Source organism: Streptomyces sp. enrichment culture (assembly GCF_964273255.1).
In the GTDB taxonomy this organism is placed as follows: domain Bacteria; phylum Actinomycetota; class Actinomycetes; order Streptomycetales; family Streptomycetaceae; genus Streptomyces.
Genome location: NZ_OZ186835.1, coordinates 5,192,857 through 5,207,480, shown reverse-complemented (window position 1 = coordinate 5,207,480; position 14,624 = coordinate 5,192,857). Strand labels below are relative to the sequence as shown.

Below are 14,624 nucleotides of genomic sequence, written 5' to 3'. Positions count from 1 at the left end.
GAACGTACACACCGCCCCCCGCGTCCGGGGCGACCCGGGCACAGGCGCCGGCGCACGCGGAGCGGCCGGGGCACCAGGAGCCGTCCGTGGGCCAGTTGCTGTCGCAGGTGACCTCGGACCTCCAGACGCTCTTCCGCAAGGAGGTCGAACTCGCCAAGGCCGAGGTCAAGCAGGAGGCGAGCACCGCGGGCAAGGCCGCCGGCATGTACGGGGGCGCCGGGTTCGCCGGGTACATGGTGCTGCTGTTCCTGTCCCTGGCAGCCGTTCTGGGGCTGTCCAACGTCATGGACGGGGGCTGGGCCGCCCTGATCGTCACCGCGGTGTGGGCCGTGGTGGCGGGTGTGCTCTTCCTGATGGGGCGGGCGCGGATGCGCACCGTCTCCCCCACGCCCGAGCAGACCGTCGAGACCCTGAAGGAGAACGCGGCATGGGCACGTCACCCGACCAGGTGAGGGCCGAGATCGAGGCCACTCGCCACCAGCTGTCCACGGACGTGGAGCGGCTCGCCGACCGCACCAGCCCCAAACGTGTCGCGCGGCGCCGCAAGGCACGCGTGCGCAGCGCGGTGGGGGGCCTGCGGGACCGCGTGATGGGAACCGCCTCGCACACCGCCCACGGCGTCGCGGACACCGCGCACGGTGTGGCCGACTCCGCGCGGTCGGCGGCCGGTTCGGTGCAGGACGGCACCGGCCGCGTGGCTGATTCGGCGCGGGAAACGGCCGGCCAGGCCGGACAGGCGGTGCAGCAGGCCCCGGAGGTGGCCCGCGAGCAGGCCCGGGGCAACCCGCTGGCCGCCGGGCTGGTGGCCTTCGGCGTCGGCCTGCTGGTGTCCTCGCTGGTGCCCGCCTCCACGGCCGAGCGGGAGAAGGCCGCCGAGCTGATGGAGCGCGGCGGTGAGGCACTGGAGCCGGTGAAGCAGGCGGCCGCCGAGTCGGCGCAGCACCTCAAGGAAGGCGCCCGGGAGGTGACGCAGAACGCCGCCGCGGAGGTCAAGGACACCGCGGCGCAAGCGGCCCGGACCACCCAGGACGAGGCGCGCGACCGGACCTCCGAAGTGCAGGAGCAGGCACGGGAGTCGGGCGGACACCTCAAGGACGAGGCCCGCGACCGCTCGGGCCCCTCCTGAGAGAGAAGGGGTGTGCGCGAGCGGGAGCCGCGTGAGTCCCGCTCCGCCCCCGTGGGCCGGTGAGCCTGAGCCCTGCTCCGTCCCCGTGTGCCGGGCCGGAGCAGGGCTCTCCTGCGGAGTCGGACCCCGGCTCAGCTCGCGTAGGTCTCGAACTCGGCGACCCTGGGCGTGCCGTCGGCGGCCGTGATCTCGAAGGTGACCTTCCTCAGCGAGGTCCGCGGGATGTCGATGACGCCGGCTCCGCCGCTGCCGGAGGCCAGGACGGCGCCGGTGTCGGCGTTGACGACCCGCCAGGACCGGATGGTGCCCTGGGAGCCCGCCGCCTCACGGATGTGGAGCCTGGCGACGGTGGTGGCCGAACCCCACTTGACGGAGACGGACCCGGTGGTGCCGTTCGGCGACCAGTAGGTGGCCAGGTCGCCGTCCCGCACGTTGCCGTAGCTGGTCCCGCTCGCCTTGGACGAACCGTCGGCGCCCGCCCCGAGGCTGAGGTTGGTGCCGGTGGGCGGCGTCGGGTCGGTCGGCTCCGGGTCGGTGGGCTCGGGATCGGTGGGCTCCGGGTCCGTCGGGGTGGGGCCGGGCGACTGCGGCGAGCAGCTGCCGTCCGACACCAGCAGGCCCTTGCCGGCGCCGGCCGTCCGGTTCACCAGACTCGGCACGCAGTTCGCCCCGTCCAGGGTGTACGGGTACGGGATGCTCACGGTGGTCGTGGACTGCGGGTTCGGCCCGGCGGGCTGGTTGTCGCCGCTGCGGCTGGACCACGTCACGTTGTCGAAGACGTTGCCGCCGACCTGCCAGTAGCCGGCCTGGTCGGTGTAGAAGGTGCCGAGGACGTCCTTGGAGTCCTCGAAGTAGTTGTTGTCGACCCTGGCGCGGGCTCCGGCCCGGGAGTTGATGCCGGAGTCGTTCAGGTTCCGGTAGTGGTTGTTGTAGATGTGGGCGATGCCGCCGCGCAGCAGCGGGGCCCGGGAGTCGATGTTCTCGTACAGGTTGTGGTGGAACGTCACGTAGCCGTTGGACCGGTCGCTCTCGCTGGAGCCGATGAGCCCGCCCCGCCCGGAGTTGCGCAGGATGCTGTAGGACAGCGTCACGTACTGGGTGTTGTCCTTCATGTCGAAGAGCCCGTCGAAGCCCTCCGACTCCCCGCCGGACGCCTCCAGGGTGACGTGGTCGACCCAGACGTTGCGGACGTCGCTCTCCATACCGATGGCGTCGCCGCCGTTGGAGGTGGGCGAGCCCGACTTCTTGACGTTCCGGACGGTGACGTTCTGGATGACGATATTGCCGGCCTCACGGATGTGGATGCCCAGCTGGTCGAAGACGGCGCCGTTGCCGACCCCGACGATGGTGACGTTGCTGATCTGCTTGAGCTCGATCTTGTCGGCGGCGGTGTTGCAACTGCTGCCGGACACCTTGCTGGTGTTGCCGTGGTTGATGGTCCCCTCGACCTGGATGGTGATGGGGGTGTCGCTGGAGGCCCGGCTGCACAGGGCCTGATGGATCGCGGTCCCGGTGGTGGCCCGCACGGTCTGCCCGCCGGCGCCTCCGGTGGTCCCCCCGTTCTGGGTGGCGTACCCGGTGGGCCCGGAGGCCGCCGCGACCGCCGCCGGCGTCGACAGCGCCACCGTCCCGGCCGCCGCGAGGGCGCCCGTGGTCAGTAACGCGGAAACCCGCAGAGCGACTGCTCGTCTCATCTCGCCTTGCCTTTCGTCCTGTTGACGGGGTGTGCCTCGTACCTCGCGCGGCGCGCACCTCGCGCCACGCCTGTCGCGCGCCTTGCGTGTGCGTTCGCGTCTTGCGTGTGCGTTCGCGCCTTGCGTGTGCGTTCGCGCCTTGCGTGTGCGTTCGCGCCTTGCGTGTGCGTGCGCGCCGTGGTGCTTCCAGGGCTTGTCGCTGCCCTTCGCCCTCGCGGCTTCCGTTGCGCCCGCCGGAGGGGGTGGGTGCTCGACACACCCGCCCTGACTGTCGTGGGCATGACAGATCAGCGACCGGAGGAGGTGGCCGCGGACCCATACTTCTGAAGGCACCAGCGCGGGAAAGCGCTTTCTGTCGGGTGACAGTAGAGCGCCGCCGGAAGGCTGACAAGAGCCCGTACCGTTACGGAATATGCCTCTCCGCATGCTTCTTCGCCGGGGGCGAGGACGCGCCGGTCCGCTCGACGCCCTGACCGACCCGCCGGGTCCGCTCGACGCCCTGACCGACCCGCTGGGCCCGTCCTCGTCCTCGCCCCGGCAACCGGCCGCGCAAGGATTCCGAACCGGTGTCGAGCGAGGCCGGGGAAGAGCAGGCACCGACCGCCCGCCCGAAGAATCGACGCACGCGGTCACGGACGAAGCCTCATGGGCGTTGAGCGTTCACCCCCCGCTGGACACCCACCGCACCGCCGCCGCCAGACCCAGCACCGCAGCGGGCACCACCCACGGCCACCGCATCGCCCACCTCACCGAGGGTGCCAGCCACAGGGATCCCACCGCGCCCGCCATGACGATGGTCAAGCCCCAGGCCAGTTCCATCCCCCCGTACGCGGCCTGGTCCCCGTCACCGTCCGGACGGGTGTTGATCCCCAGCCAGAAGAAGAACGCCGCCGCCAGAGTCAACAGCACCACCGGAACGGCGAGGATCACGCGGAGCAGGGTGCGGTCGTCGTCGGGGTGGTGCGGCCGGTCGTCCGCCGGGTGGCGGGAGTGACCGGTCCCCCGACGGCCGCCGGCGGGCGAGGGTTTCGGAGACTGCGTCAAGGGATCACGTTCCTGCCCGGTCCAGGTGAGACTGACCCGCACTGACCCGCGCCTACAGCACGGGCAGGTTCTTCCGCAGCTCGAACGCGGTGACCTCCGAGCGGTACTCCTCCCACTCCTGCTTCTTGTTGCGCAGGAAGTGACGTCGGCCCCGAGCGACCTTGCTCGATCCAAGTTGGCGCAGCGCTGACCGATGATCAGACGGTCGTCTTTGGTCCTTGTTGGTCGCTGTGGGCCGCCCTTCGACGGCCCACAGACGGCCCGGAGATGGAGCACAGGGCAGCGGCACTGGCTCACAACGCAGATCAGACGTCACTCAGGGGACGCGCTGAGCACTGATAGGCAGCGCCTCATGTGCTCTCGCACACGGTCCCCTCGGTGCCACCCAGCCGCAAGGGCTGCGGTCAACCAGGCCGGCCCCTTGGCGACACCCAGCGCCGGAGCGAATTTCTCAAGCTCCCCGACCCTCACAAGCACAATCCCAATCTCTTCTAGACGGTCCAACAGCCGCTTTGCCGATACCGCAGCTTGACCTTCGAATGCCGACTCGCCGAATTTTTTCAGCAAACTCCACGGACTCTCTTGCACTCGAAGTTGGGCAAGCACCTCACGCTTCGCCTCATCGCTATATCTCTCCCCCTCTCTCCCCGAGAAGACAGATTGCACTGCCGCGATCACATCACCTAGAGTTGCCGGAGTTCGGGCAATGCGAAAGGGCTGAGTGGACACTCGGTAGTCAGGCTTCAGCAAATCCCAATCGGCACCATACGCTTCAACCAATCGCGAGATGTTTGCCTCATCGTTCAATATGTCAATGTCGGGCACCGCAACAACAGGAACAAAGATCGCCCGAAGTACCCTGACTAGCTTGTAGATCGCCGCCTTGCCGTACGACGGGATGAACAACACATCGCTTGGTGGAATCGGCACCTCCGACTGAGGTTCATATTCATTTAGAGCCGCCGCATAGAATCGGCAGTCTTGATCCGCCTCGGCGACGATCGTCAGTCGATGAAAGAGAGAATCCAAGGCGTTCGTGTACCTCAACAAAGGGTCTCCCCAGAGATCCCGGACATCTTCGACAGCGAGCTGATGAGCCTGCGAAGCTCCGTCCAATCCTCTATCCAAGCGAACAATGGATACCTCCGCATCAGAACTCAAAAGTCCCGTCAGGAGATTTTTGTCGTGCGTCGCTAGAATTACTTGAATTCCCTTTTTCTTGGCAAGTCCCCCCAAGATCCTACCGAGCGCACTGGCCTGCGGTGGATGCAGGAACGCTTCCGGCTCATCAATCAAGACGATAGGATGATTGGCTGTCACGAGAGGCAGGATGAGTGCGATCAAGCTCTTGATTCCGTCCCCCTGTTCAGTGAGCGGGGGAAGGCTCGCGACCTCTCTTCGATATTCCGGAGAAACTGCATCGACAGGCGGCGCTGGGATAGCAACCCTGCCAACGCGCAACTGAATCATCCGCGCGAGCGTATCGAGCGTCAAGTCGATGCGAAAAACCTCGCGACAAATTTTTCGCACTTCATTCAACATTTGCATCGACTCCTCCAGTCGATGCATCACGTTTCGCGGAGGGACTTCTACGTTTTCCCTCATCTCTTGCGGCTGAATGACGCTTACCCGTTGCCACGGATCTGCGAATAGCATGAAAGAATTCGCAAGCTGCGGCGTGAGTCTGTCGACACCGTCTTGCCTCTGATTGAAGAAGTTTCGCACTTGGTGCTCATGCACACTTGGCTGTTCGCGTGCGCCGAACCAAAGCAGTCCATTTTGCACATACACGCCCACGTGCGCATGCAGCCATGCAGAAAGATCCTTAAGATCTCCTGGAGCATTGAAGCGAATGTCCGTGACAAGCTGCCATCGAGAAACTTCGGCAGGAGTCCCAAAATCCCGTGCCGCGAGATTCATGACTTGCCTAAGCAGCGTCGATTTCCCGACATTGTTTCCGCCGACCACGACTGTCACACCAGTCGACGGCGGGTTAACCGTGAGTCCATTTTCGAGGGTGATTGACGAGATCGAAAGAGCGAACCGATCGGCTTCTCCGCCACTCAGGTCGGCGGGGATATTCACATTTTTCATTAACAGTCAGCCCCCTTCTTGCAGTGTGGTAGGCATCTTAGTGTCGAACTGGGAGTCAGAAAGCGACTTTTAGTGATCAGGTCCCCCACGGGGGACATGCGGCAAGCACTGCTTCATGGCCGGCTCGTGGCGGCGGGACCCGGACACTGTGTCCGGGTCCCGCCGCCACGAGCCGGCCACCCTTGTTCAGCCCTTATCTGCCCCATCAACGGCTCTGTACCGTGAGATGGGCCCCTACGACCAGCAGGAGGCAGCACGTAATGCGTGGTCTTGGAGATCACCTCAGCATCGGCGAACGCATCGCGTTCTACCGGAAGCGTCGCGGCTACACGCAAGAGGTGCTCGCCGGCCTGGTCGGGCGTAGCACTGACTGGTTGGCGAAGATCGAGACAGGGCGCCGGAAGCCTCCCCGAATTGACATGCTCGCGGAGCTGTCGCGCATCCTGCGCGTGCCTCTCGGAGACCTGCTCGGTCAAACCATGCTCATGGAGGACGAGAAGCAGCAGGACGACGTTCCGGCCGTGCGCGATGCGCTCATGAGCCCGCGCCGACTGTCGCGTCTGCTCTTCGGCCCCGAGGCTGAGGTGCAGCTCCCCACACCGGCGCCCGTGGCCGTGCGTGTAGAGCAAGCATGGAACGACTACCAGGGCGGGCGGCTCGGCAGAGTCATCGCCGCACTTCCCGCGCTCCTCCAGACTGCGCAAGAGCTGGAGGAGCGAGCCGCACGGCGCGGCGAGGACCGTAGTGACTGCTGGGCAGTGTCGGCCCGCACCCACCACCTCGCGGCGACGACCCTCGCGAAGATCGGCGAATCGGACATCTCCTGGCTCGCTGCCGAGCGTGCGATGCGTGCCGCTGACGAGTCTGACGACCCGCTCGTGTTGGCATCCGCCGCGCGCTCCGGCACACACGCCCTACTGGCCAACGGCCGGTACGACGACGCGTTGGAGCTGGGCAACACAGCCGCCGCATGGCTTTCGTCTCGGGTGACTGCCAACGACCCTGCGGCACTAAGTTTGCTGGGAATGATCCACCTGCGGGCCGCTGTCGCAGCGGCTCGCCACCAGGACCGGCCCACCGCAACCAGCTTGTTGGATCGAGCCGAGGAACTCGCGGATGACCTCGGTTCGGATGAGAACTACTGGCAGACCGGCTTCGGACCCACGAACGTCCTACTTCACCGCCTATCGGTTGAGCTGGATCTCGACAACGTGTCGTACGTGGTGGAGCACGGCCGGATCAATGTCGACCACATGCCGCAGGAACGCAGCGTGTCGCACCGCATCGACTTCGCACGCGCTCTCTCGCTCAGCGGACAGGGCGATGAGGCGTTCACGGAGCTGCGCACGGCTGAACGCACATCGCCACAGCTCGTGCGCAACAATCCCCGGGTGCGCGAGACGCTGCGGGACCTGATCAAGCAATCACCAGTCACCGGCGGCGCGCGATCGTCCGAGGTGTTCGCGATGGCTCAACGGTGCAGGGCGGTGCAGTGAGTTCAGGCAAGCGTGGGGTGCTCGGAGTCGTCGGGTCGGCGGCTGGAGGCGTAGAGACGCTGCGCACCGGTCTGGTTGAGCCCGCGATGGAGCGCGGCTGGCAGGTGGCTGTCACTCTGACGCCGACCGCAGGTCAGTGGCTACGGATGAGTGGCGAGGTCGAGCAGTTGGAGAAGCTGACCGGCCTACCCGTGCGCGATGAACCACGTTTGCCCGGCGAGGCACGACCACACCCGCCGGTTGACTGCTACGTGGTAGCCCCCGCGTCGGCCAACATGGTGGCCAAGCTTGCCACGGGCCTGATGGACAACCAGGCACTGACTCAGGTGGGCGAGGCTATCGGCACCATCGGGTTGCCTGTCGTCGTCTTCCCTCGGGTGAATGCGGCGCACGCCCGGCACCCTGCATGGCAGCACCACATCGACACCCTTCGGGCGGGGGGCGTGCGCATCATCGATGGCCCGGAGGTATGGCCGCTGTATGAGCCGCGTGAAGCGCCGGCGGGGCGTGAACTCCCGTGGGGAGCAGTGCTGGAAGCCGTGGACGAAGTCGCAAGGTGACGGGTCGTCAACCTTTTTGACCTGCAAGGAAAGAGGACCCGGACATTCTGTCCGGGTCCTCTGCCGTTCACGGCTACATGCTCATTGGCATGCCAGTGATCAATGAGCAAAGCGGCGACCTGAAATACATGACTCCGGCTGAACTCGATCTGATCAAAGCAAGTTTGAGCGATGCACGCCTCAAGGCCGAACGACTGCTGAGGCTCGCGGACGAACTCACGGCGACGGTGGAGTCTCGCTACCCACAAGCCGCTCAAGTCGGTCGAGCCGCTCCCCGAGCGAACGGAGAGCGTCATGGATCGTGCTGAGCTCTGCGGCCAGAGCCACGAAAGCGGGGCTGCTGCCCGGCTCGGTGCCAAGGGGCACCGCAGGATCACGGACGAACGTCCCACGTCCCTGCTGGGTAAGGACCAGCCCCTCGTCACGGAGTTGACCGTACGCGCTCTGGATGGTCATGAGCTGCACGCCAAGTTCCTTGGCGAGCGAGCGAGCAGCCGGGAGCCGGTCCCCGGGGCCGTACTCACGATCTGGGCCCGTGATCTTCTCGCGGAACTGCGCCGCAATCTCCTTGGCCGTCGGCGTGGGTTTGGGCGCTTCAGGGCTCTGATCCATACCCCCGAGAGTAACCGGACCTAGGTCAATCTCTTGCTCTCCTGCCGTACTGCCTTGACAGACAGATTGACCTAGGTCAATCTGAAGAGCGGCAGCAGGCCCAAATGGGCTTGGCCAGCCGTGTCAGTGCCCGGAAGCAAGGCCCGGATGCCGCACTGCGAAGAACTCAACAGGGTGCCGACCCAGCCGCATGAACACGTGCGGTCGATGGGTGCGGGTCACCACCCCGACCGCCCATGCCGGGCCGGGTGACCTGCCCGGATCCGCCCCGCTGGGGCGGTGACTGGCATTGCGTGATCTGACATCCGCAGAACCTTCGCGGCATCCGCCGCGCTTCAACCTCAACCCTTCCGCCGCGCTGGACGCGGCGGCCGGTTGCCTCCGCTGCACGTCTCATACGTGCAGCGCTGAGGGGAGCCGGAACCGACTCCAACGGCAAGCGGCTCCCGGGGTGCCACCCGGGAGCCGCATTCGGGCCGTTCCAGCCTGGAAGGAACCACGACCCATGAACCCCATCGTCACTGTTCAGGACGCTGTTACCGCGTTCGCCGACTTCATGGAGCCGACGGCCGCGGAGTTGGACGCGATCGAGCGGGAGATGCCCGTCATTCTGGCGGACGTCGACCTGCTGGACGCCTACATCGTCACGCTGGACCGCACGCCGACGGAGATGGACGCCCGGCGCATCCGCCGGGCCCGCCGCCGCGCACTCGCCGCCCGCGTCGCGCTGCTCAACTGCACCGCCCCTACGAGCCTGCCGGGTGGTGCCGCGTGAGTGCCACCGATCGGAACCTGCTCGCCGCGCACGCCGAGGTGAAGGCGGAGATCACGCGCACGGACAGCAAGACGGCGCTGCTGCTGGCATTCGTCGGCGCGGTGCTCGCCGGATCGTGGACGGTCGCCCGTGACCTGCCGCTGAACTGGCCCGCCATCGTCGCAGGAGCTCCCGGCATGATGCTGCTCATCGTGGCGGCCGGTCTTCTGCTGCGGTCGGTCCGCCCCAACCTGTCCGGCCGTCATGGCTTCCCGCTGTGGGCGACACTCACGGCGGAGGAGATCAGCCAGGCTATCTCGGTCGATCTGGCCGCCGACATCGCCGGACTGTCCCGGCTGGCGGTCGCCAAGTTCACCTGCCTACGCCGCGCGGTCGACCTGATCCGCGCCGGTGGGGCGCTGCTCATTGTCGCTGCCCTGCTCACCGCCGGGGGTGCGGCATGGGGACGCTGACCGCGCAAATGTCGAACACCGGCCGGGCGTGGCACCTGTACGTCGTGCTGTACGGCGAGACCGAGTGGCCCACCTTCCAGTGGGAGCGCACCGCTCGGGTCCCCACCGGGGCGGAGCGCCGGGCGGCGCTGGCCTCCCTCGGCTACGAGGTGGCGCCGGGCGCGGTGTGGTCCTGGACGGAGGACAGCCGAAACCACGGCGACGACTCCACCCCGGTCGTCCTCATCGCGGCCATCGCGGTGCGCGGTCAGGACGGAGGTGCGGCATGAGGGCCAAGACGGTTCTGCCGGCCGTCGCGATGACGGCCGTGTCCATGGTGCTAACCCTCGCCGTGGTGGTGATGTGGCTGGGCACGGCGGTGCCGTGGCCGGTCGCTCTGGTCGTCGGTCTCGGTATCGACGGGGGATGGCTGGCCACCCTCGCCTACGAACGCCGCCTCGCCGCACAAGGCGACCACAACCGGGCCGTGACCGCCGTCGGCTGGTCCTTCGGCATCCTCGCCGCCGGTGTCCTGGTCGCGCACGCCCTCACCGCTGAGGAGTCCGCTGGGGCGTGGCTGGCCGTCGCCTGGCTGCCGATCGCCGCGAAAGCCCTGTGGCTGGTACACGCGATGTGGGAGCGCACCGCGCTCACCCCCGTCGCGCTGGACGCGATCCGCGGGATCCAGCAGGAAGCGCGCGACGAGGCGGCCGTGGCCCGCGCCCGGCTGCGGGCTGAAGCCGCGACCGAGGAAACGCGGCTGACGGCCGTGACGGAGGCCGGGGCCCGCGTCGCACGCGTCCAGGCCAAGACCGCACAGACACTCTCGTCGGCGTGGTCGACGCTGGAGACGGCCCGCGCGGGCGAGGAGACCGGCAGGGCGCTGACCAGCGTGACGACCCGCGTCACACCCGGTGTCACGCCCCGCTGGGAACTGCCCGTGTGGGGCCCAAGCGAACCCCTCTCCGCCCGGTCGCTGGAGAGCGCGCCGGCGCTCACCGATGAGGCGTTGGACGTCATCGTCGACGAGATCCGCACCAGCGAGACGCCCGCCCTGTCCTACCGGGAGATGGCCGCCCGGTTCCGGGCCGCCGGGCATTCCGCGTCCGAGGTCCGCTTGCGGGCCGCGTGGAAGCGCGTGGCCGCGTGATGGGGGCGCTGCCGGTGTTCCGGTGGCGCCTCGCCCCGGACGGGCTGGCCACCCGCCGCCAACTCCGCGCCCGGGGCTTGCGGCCCGGCGGTCAGGACGTGGCCGCGCAACTCGAACGGCCCCGCCGCCGTGGTCGGCCGCCGCTGGTGGCCTACCTGTACCGCGTCGACCTCGCGGTGCCGGTGCGTCCGATGACCCCGGCACGGCGGGCGGCGCTGGCCAAGGCGAACGCCGCCCGCCGTCTCTGCCCTGTCTGCCGGCGTGATGCCGGATACGTCATCCCCACCTCGCTGGGCACGTGCGTGCCCTGCGCCGATGCCGACCCGCACGGGTCCGATGGGAGCACCCGATGAGCAACGCCGACCTGCGCCGCCTGGACCGCGAAATCCGGACGACCAGCAAGAAGCTGGAGGCCGTGCGGCGGGGTGAGTTGTGGCCGCTGAACGGCCGCGAGCGCCGCGCCATGCTCCGCGCCGCCGCCAGCGGCACCTACCGCACCGCGAAGGGCCGCAGCACCGGCCGCGCCGAGACGCAGATGGAGTCCACCTCATCGGCCGCCGAGATGCGGTTGACCGCCGAGCTGAACGCGCTGCACGGCGAGCGGCAGCGACTCATCACCGAGGCCGCCCGCGAGAAGGCGGCCAAGAAGTCGTCCGGCTGGTGGTGACCAGCCCCATCACGCGCCGGGGTGGCCGCCTCCCTGCACGGACCCGGCCACCCCGGCTCTCACCCATAACCGCCCCCGTGAAGGGGGCAGGTAGGAGCTGTTCCAGCATGTCTGAGAACGTCGTTCACCTCCACAAGCACACCAACCCGCCCGCCGAACCCACCACCGGCGACACGGCCCCGACGGTGCTCACTGTCGTGCCCGATGCGCCGGCCGCGCGGCCGGCGCCGCTGTGGGTGCGCTCCGGACGCGCGGTGAAGACCGCCGTCACGCACGAGCGCACCCGGTCGGCCGGCCGCGCCGTCGTCCGGCACGGCCTCTACACGTTCAACGGCGGCAGGATCGTCGCCCGTCGGGCGTGGGACGGCCGCACCGGCTCGCGGTATGAGCGAATGATCCGGGCGGCTGAGGCCGCGGGGAACCTGGAAGCGGCGGAGGAGTGGGAGGAACGGTTGCAGCGCTTCCGCGCCGCCCGCCACCACCGCCGCATGGACCTCCTGCACTCGCCCGTGGACGCCGCCAAGGGCGTCGCCGTGGGGGCCGGTATGAGCGTCGGTGTGCTGGTGGCCCTTGGCGTCGTCCTCGCCATCAGCACCGGCCAGGCCGCCGACGTGGTAACGCCGCTGACCGCGACCATCGACTTCATCGCCTTACTGATCCGCATCGTGCAAGTGGTGTGGGGCCCGGCCATCACCATCGGCCCGTTCCTCGCACTGCTCGCCCTGTGGTCGGTCGGCCGCAAGCAACACGCCGCACCCCAGTGGGCGCTCCCCGCGAACGTCCGCTCGGGTGAGGGGGAGCCGATCACGCCGTCCATCGTGGTCAAGGCCCTGCGCGACCTCGGAGTCCCCGCGCTCGCGCGGGCCATCAAGGAGATGGGCGACGCCGGCGCGTCCATGCTCGGGCCCATCACCATTGCCGGATGCGGCGTGGAAGTCGACGTCACCCTGCCTTCCGGGGTGTCGACCAACGAGGTGCAGAGCAAGCGGCGCAAGCTCGCGGAGAACCTGACCCGGCACGAACACGAGGTGTTCATCACCATCCCGCAGGCCGCCCGCACGGTGCGCCTGTGGATCGCCGACTCCGGCGCTCTGGATGAGCCGATCGGCCCGTCGCCGCTGGTCACCGACGAGACGATGACCGCCGACTACCCCAAGGGCAAGGCTCCGTGGGGTCAGGACCTGCGCGGCGACGCCGCCGCCCTCTCCCTCTACCAGCGGCACCTGCTCATCACCGGTCTGTCCAACCAGGGCAAGACCGTGGCCCTGCGCTCCCTCGCCCTGTGGCTGTCGCTGGACAAGTCGGTGCAGTTCCTCATGGGCGACCTCAAGGGCGTGGGCGACTGGGCCATGTTCGACGGGCTCGCCACCACCCTCATCCAGGGCCCGACCGATGAGCACGTGATCCAGGTGACCGAGATGGTCGAGAGCGCGGTGGACGAGATGAACCGCCGCATCCAGGCCCCGCCCGGCACCACCTTCCCGCCGCTCATCGTCCTGGTCGACGAGGCGCAGGTGGCGTTCATGTGCCCGGCCAAGGACGAGGACAAGCGGCCCTACGGCGGCTCCAAGGCCAACAGTCGGTACTTCATGGCCGTCCGCAAGATTCACAACCAGGGCCGCGCGGTGAACGTGCTCATGTGGCAGGGCACCCAGGACCCCACCAACGAGAACCTGCCCAAGCTCGTGCGTGAGGGCGCGCACACCCGCGCCTCCCTCGCCCTCGGCACCGAGTCGCAGGCGCGGATGGCGCTGGGGGACAAGGCCGTCGACGGCGGCGCCGCCCCCAACCTGCTGCGTCCCGGCCTGGACCGGGGCACGCTGGTCGTCGCCTCCGACGGGATCACGATTCCGGCGGGGCAGTCGTCCATCACGGTGCGCACGCACTACATCGACGACGACGCGGCCACCGCGATCACCGACCGGGCCAAGGCCATGCGCGACGGCGTCACCACCCTCCACGCCATCGACCGCGGCGAGGAACACGATCCGCTCGCCGACGTCGCCGCCGTCATCGGTGACGCGCCCCGCGTCCGCACCAAGGACGTCCTCGCCCGCCTCGCCACCCGCAACCCCAGCGCCTATGGCGAGTGGTCGTTCATCGACCTCAAGCGCGTCCTGGACGACGCCGGCGCCGAGCCCTACAAGTCCGACGGCGTCATGGTCGTCTCCCGCGACCGCGTCGCCCGCGCCCTCGCCAACCGCAACAGCGAGGGTTCCACTTCCGCCGAATAACGGCAGGGAGCCGAACCAGTGCGGGTCAGGGAGGCAGGGAGAACTCCCTGAACCCCTCCCTGACCCACCTCCCTGGCCCTGACCTGCACGAATGATCGTCCAGGGAGTCAGGGAGGCACGCAGGTCAGACCCCCTGACACCCCCTCCACACGGCACCCCGAAAGGGGTGCCTCAGCCTCCCTGGCCACGCGCCGGAAGGGATTCCGCATGTACCCCGAGCCCACGCCTCAGCGGGCCGTGGAAGTCCACCAGCCCACCCCGATACCGCCCCCAGTCGTCCACTCCGCGCCGGTCGTCCCGGTGCAGCCGGGCACCGTGCCCACGGTGGCGAGCATCGTCCTCCCGGACGGCCGCGTCGTCACCGGCTACGCAATCGACCACCCGCAGCCCGCGCCCGTCGCGGCCAAGCCGGCCGTCTCCCGGACGGCGGTGAACGTCGCCCTCGGAGGCGTCGGGTTCCTCGCGGTGTGCGGCGGACTGCTCCTGCTCACCTCGTTCATCGCCGCCCTGACCGCGTTCATCGGCCAGCTCATCATCCTCGCCGCCGTCATTTTCGGCGGCTGGATCGCCATCCAAGTGCTCAGCGGGAGCGGCCACAAGGGCGGCACGACCGTGAACATCCGCCGGGCCGTGATCAAGCGCAACCACTTCCACGGCTAGCTACGCCAAGGGCGGCCCCCACCTCACGCCAATGAACGCGGGGCCGCCCTTGCCAACCAGAACCCAACGAAGGAACTGGAG

At 68.3% G+C, this 14,624-nt stretch carries 16 protein-coding genes and 1 pseudogene; 12 read left to right on the top strand and 5 right to left on the bottom strand.

Annotated elements, in window-relative coordinates; genetic code table 11:
• Nucleotides 1-86: 86 nt before the first annotated feature.
• Both ACSU53_RS22635 and ACSU53_RS22630 read left to right on the top strand, forming a co-directional pair.
• Nucleotides 87-452 carry a phage holin family protein gene (locus ACSU53_RS22635; protein WP_437030431.1) on the top strand — a complete coding sequence of 122 codons (366 nt, stop codon included), beginning with the start codon at nt 87-89 and terminating at the stop codon, nt 450-452.
• Nucleotides 428-1,126, top strand: a complete 699-nt coding sequence (locus ACSU53_RS22630) for a DUF3618 domain-containing protein (RefSeq protein ID WP_437030429.1) — start codon at nt 428-430, stop codon at nt 1,124-1,126. Before ACSU53_RS22635 ends, ACSU53_RS22630 begins: the two co-directional genes overlap by 25 nt.
• Nucleotides 1,127-1,257: 131 nt before the next feature.
• Here the strand turns inward: ACSU53_RS22630 and ACSU53_RS22625 are convergent, their stop codons facing one another.
• The 4 genes and pseudogenes from ACSU53_RS22625 to ACSU53_RS22610 all read right to left on the bottom strand — a co-directional run bounded on the left by ACSU53_RS22625 (nt 1,258) and on the right by ACSU53_RS22610 (nt 5,958).
• Nucleotides 1,258-2,820, bottom strand: a complete 1,563-nt coding sequence (locus tag ACSU53_RS22625) for a pectate lyase family protein (RefSeq protein WP_437030427.1) — start codon at nt 2,818-2,820, stop codon at nt 1,258-1,260.
• A gap of 660 nt (nt 2,821-3,480) precedes the next feature.
• A complete protein-coding gene (locus ACSU53_RS22620) occupies nt 3,481-3,864 on the bottom strand; it encodes a hypothetical protein (protein WP_437030425.1) in 384 nt (127 codons plus the stop codon).
• Between the two features lie 52 nt (nt 3,865-3,916).
• Nucleotides 3,917-4,003 (bottom strand): annotated as a pseudogene (locus tag ACSU53_RS22615) (glutamine synthetase); the annotation flags it as partial.
• Between the two features lie 173 nt (nt 4,004-4,176).
• Nucleotides 4,177-5,958, bottom strand: a complete 1,782-nt coding sequence (locus ACSU53_RS22610; protein WP_437030423.1) for an ATP-dependent nuclease — start codon at nt 5,956-5,958, stop codon at nt 4,177-4,179.
• Nucleotides 5,959-6,218: 260 nt separating this feature from the next.
• Here ACSU53_RS22610 and ACSU53_RS22605 point away from each other — a divergent pair, with 260 nt between their 5' ends.
• Together ACSU53_RS22605 and ACSU53_RS22600 are read left to right on the top strand one after the other, a co-directional pair.
• Nucleotides 6,219-7,454, top strand: coding sequence for a helix-turn-helix domain-containing protein (locus ACSU53_RS22605; RefSeq protein ID WP_437030421.1), 1,236 nt, complete (start codon nt 6,219-6,221; stop codon nt 7,452-7,454).
• Nucleotides 7,451-8,014 carry a flavoprotein gene (locus tag ACSU53_RS22600; protein WP_437030420.1) on the top strand — a complete coding sequence of 188 codons (564 nt, stop codon included), beginning with the start codon at nt 7,451-7,453 and terminating at the stop codon, nt 8,012-8,014. The genes ACSU53_RS22605 and ACSU53_RS22600 overlap by 4 nt, the downstream gene beginning before the upstream one ends.
• A 216-nt stretch (nt 8,015-8,230) precedes the next feature.
• Here ACSU53_RS22600 and ACSU53_RS22595 read toward each other — a convergent pair whose 3' ends face one another.
• Nucleotides 8,231-8,626 (bottom strand): GntR family transcriptional regulator, encoded by a 396-nt coding sequence (locus tag ACSU53_RS22595; protein ID WP_437030418.1) that lies wholly within the window; start codon nt 8,624-8,626, stop codon nt 8,231-8,233.
• A gap of 505 nt (nt 8,627-9,131) precedes the next feature.
• Between ACSU53_RS22595 and ACSU53_RS22590 the strand changes: the two genes are divergently transcribed.
• The 8 genes from ACSU53_RS22590 to ACSU53_RS22555 all read left to right on the top strand — a co-directional run bounded on the left by ACSU53_RS22590 (nt 9,132) and on the right by ACSU53_RS22555 (nt 14,543).
• Complete coding sequence (locus ACSU53_RS22590) at nt 9,132-9,401, top strand: DUF6284 family protein (RefSeq protein ID WP_437030416.1); 270 nt, start codon at nt 9,132-9,134, stop codon at nt 9,399-9,401.
• Complete coding sequence (locus tag ACSU53_RS22585) at nt 9,398-9,853, top strand: Pycsar system effector family protein (protein WP_437030414.1); 456 nt, start codon at nt 9,398-9,400, stop codon at nt 9,851-9,853. The genes ACSU53_RS22590 and ACSU53_RS22585 overlap by 4 nt, the downstream gene beginning before the upstream one ends.
• An 8-nt stretch (nt 9,854-9,861) precedes the next feature.
• Nucleotides 9,862-10,122: a DUF6303 family protein gene (locus tag ACSU53_RS22580; protein ID WP_437030413.1), complete on the top strand. Its 261-nt coding sequence runs from the start codon at nt 9,862-9,864 to the stop codon at nt 10,120-10,122.
• Nucleotides 10,119-10,982 carry a protein spdB gene (locus tag ACSU53_RS22575; RefSeq protein ID WP_437030411.1) on the top strand — a complete coding sequence of 288 codons (864 nt, stop codon included), beginning with the start codon at nt 10,119-10,121 and terminating at the stop codon, nt 10,980-10,982. Before ACSU53_RS22580 ends, ACSU53_RS22575 begins: the two co-directional genes overlap by 4 nt.
• Complete coding sequence (locus tag ACSU53_RS22570; RefSeq protein ID WP_437033352.1) at nt 10,982-11,335, top strand: RRQRL motif-containing zinc-binding protein; 354 nt, start codon at nt 10,982-10,984, stop codon at nt 11,333-11,335. Before ACSU53_RS22575 ends, ACSU53_RS22570 begins: the two co-directional genes overlap by 1 nt.
• Nucleotides 11,332-11,649: a hypothetical protein gene (locus ACSU53_RS22565; protein WP_437030409.1), complete on the top strand. Its 318-nt coding sequence runs from the start codon at nt 11,332-11,334 to the stop codon at nt 11,647-11,649. Before ACSU53_RS22570 ends, ACSU53_RS22565 begins: the two co-directional genes overlap by 4 nt.
• A 107-nt stretch (nt 11,650-11,756) precedes the next feature.
• Complete coding sequence (locus ACSU53_RS22560) at nt 11,757-13,883, top strand: FtsK/SpoIIIE domain-containing protein (protein WP_437030408.1); 2,127 nt, start codon at nt 11,757-11,759, stop codon at nt 13,881-13,883.
• 207 nt (nt 13,884-14,090) lie between these two features.
• On the top strand, nt 14,091-14,543 hold the full coding sequence (locus ACSU53_RS22555) for a hypothetical protein (protein ID WP_437030406.1): 453 nt from the start codon (nt 14,091-14,093) through the stop codon (nt 14,541-14,543).
• Nucleotides 14,544-14,624: the final 81 nt, after the last annotated feature.

Coding starts and splice junctions, on each gene's coding strand:
- ACSU53_RS22630 (WP_437030429.1), top strand. CDS start 428: ATGGGCACGTCACCCGACCAGGTGAGGGCCGAGATCGAGGCCACTCGC.
- ACSU53_RS22625 (WP_437030427.1), bottom strand. CDS start 2,820: ATGAGACGAGCAGTCGCTCTGCGGGTTTCCGCGTTACTGACCACGGGC.
- ACSU53_RS22610 (WP_437030423.1), bottom strand. CDS start 5,958: ATGAAAAATGTGAATATCCCCGCCGACCTGAGTGGCGGAGAAGCCGAT.
- ACSU53_RS22605 (WP_437030421.1), top strand. CDS start 6,219: ATGCGTGGTCTTGGAGATCACCTCAGCATCGGCGAACGCATCGCGTTC.
- ACSU53_RS22595 (WP_437030418.1), bottom strand. CDS start 8,626: ATGGATCAGAGCCCTGAAGCGCCCAAACCCACGCCGACGGCCAAGGAG.
- ACSU53_RS22590 (WP_437030416.1), top strand. CDS start 9,132: ATGAACCCCATCGTCACTGTTCAGGACGCTGTTACCGCGTTCGCCGAC.
- ACSU53_RS22580 (WP_437030413.1), top strand. CDS start 9,862: ATGTCGAACACCGGCCGGGCGTGGCACCTGTACGTCGTGCTGTACGGC.
- ACSU53_RS22575 (WP_437030411.1), top strand. CDS start 10,119: ATGAGGGCCAAGACGGTTCTGCCGGCCGTCGCGATGACGGCCGTGTCC.
- ACSU53_RS22570 (WP_437033352.1), top strand. CDS start 10,982: ATGGGGGCGCTGCCGGTGTTCCGGTGGCGCCTCGCCCCGGACGGGCTG.
- ACSU53_RS22565 (WP_437030409.1), top strand. CDS start 11,332: ATGAGCAACGCCGACCTGCGCCGCCTGGACCGCGAAATCCGGACGACC.
- ACSU53_RS22560 (WP_437030408.1), top strand. CDS start 11,757: ATGTCTGAGAACGTCGTTCACCTCCACAAGCACACCAACCCGCCCGCC.
- ACSU53_RS22555 (WP_437030406.1), top strand. CDS start 14,091: ATGTACCCCGAGCCCACGCCTCAGCGGGCCGTGGAAGTCCACCAGCCC.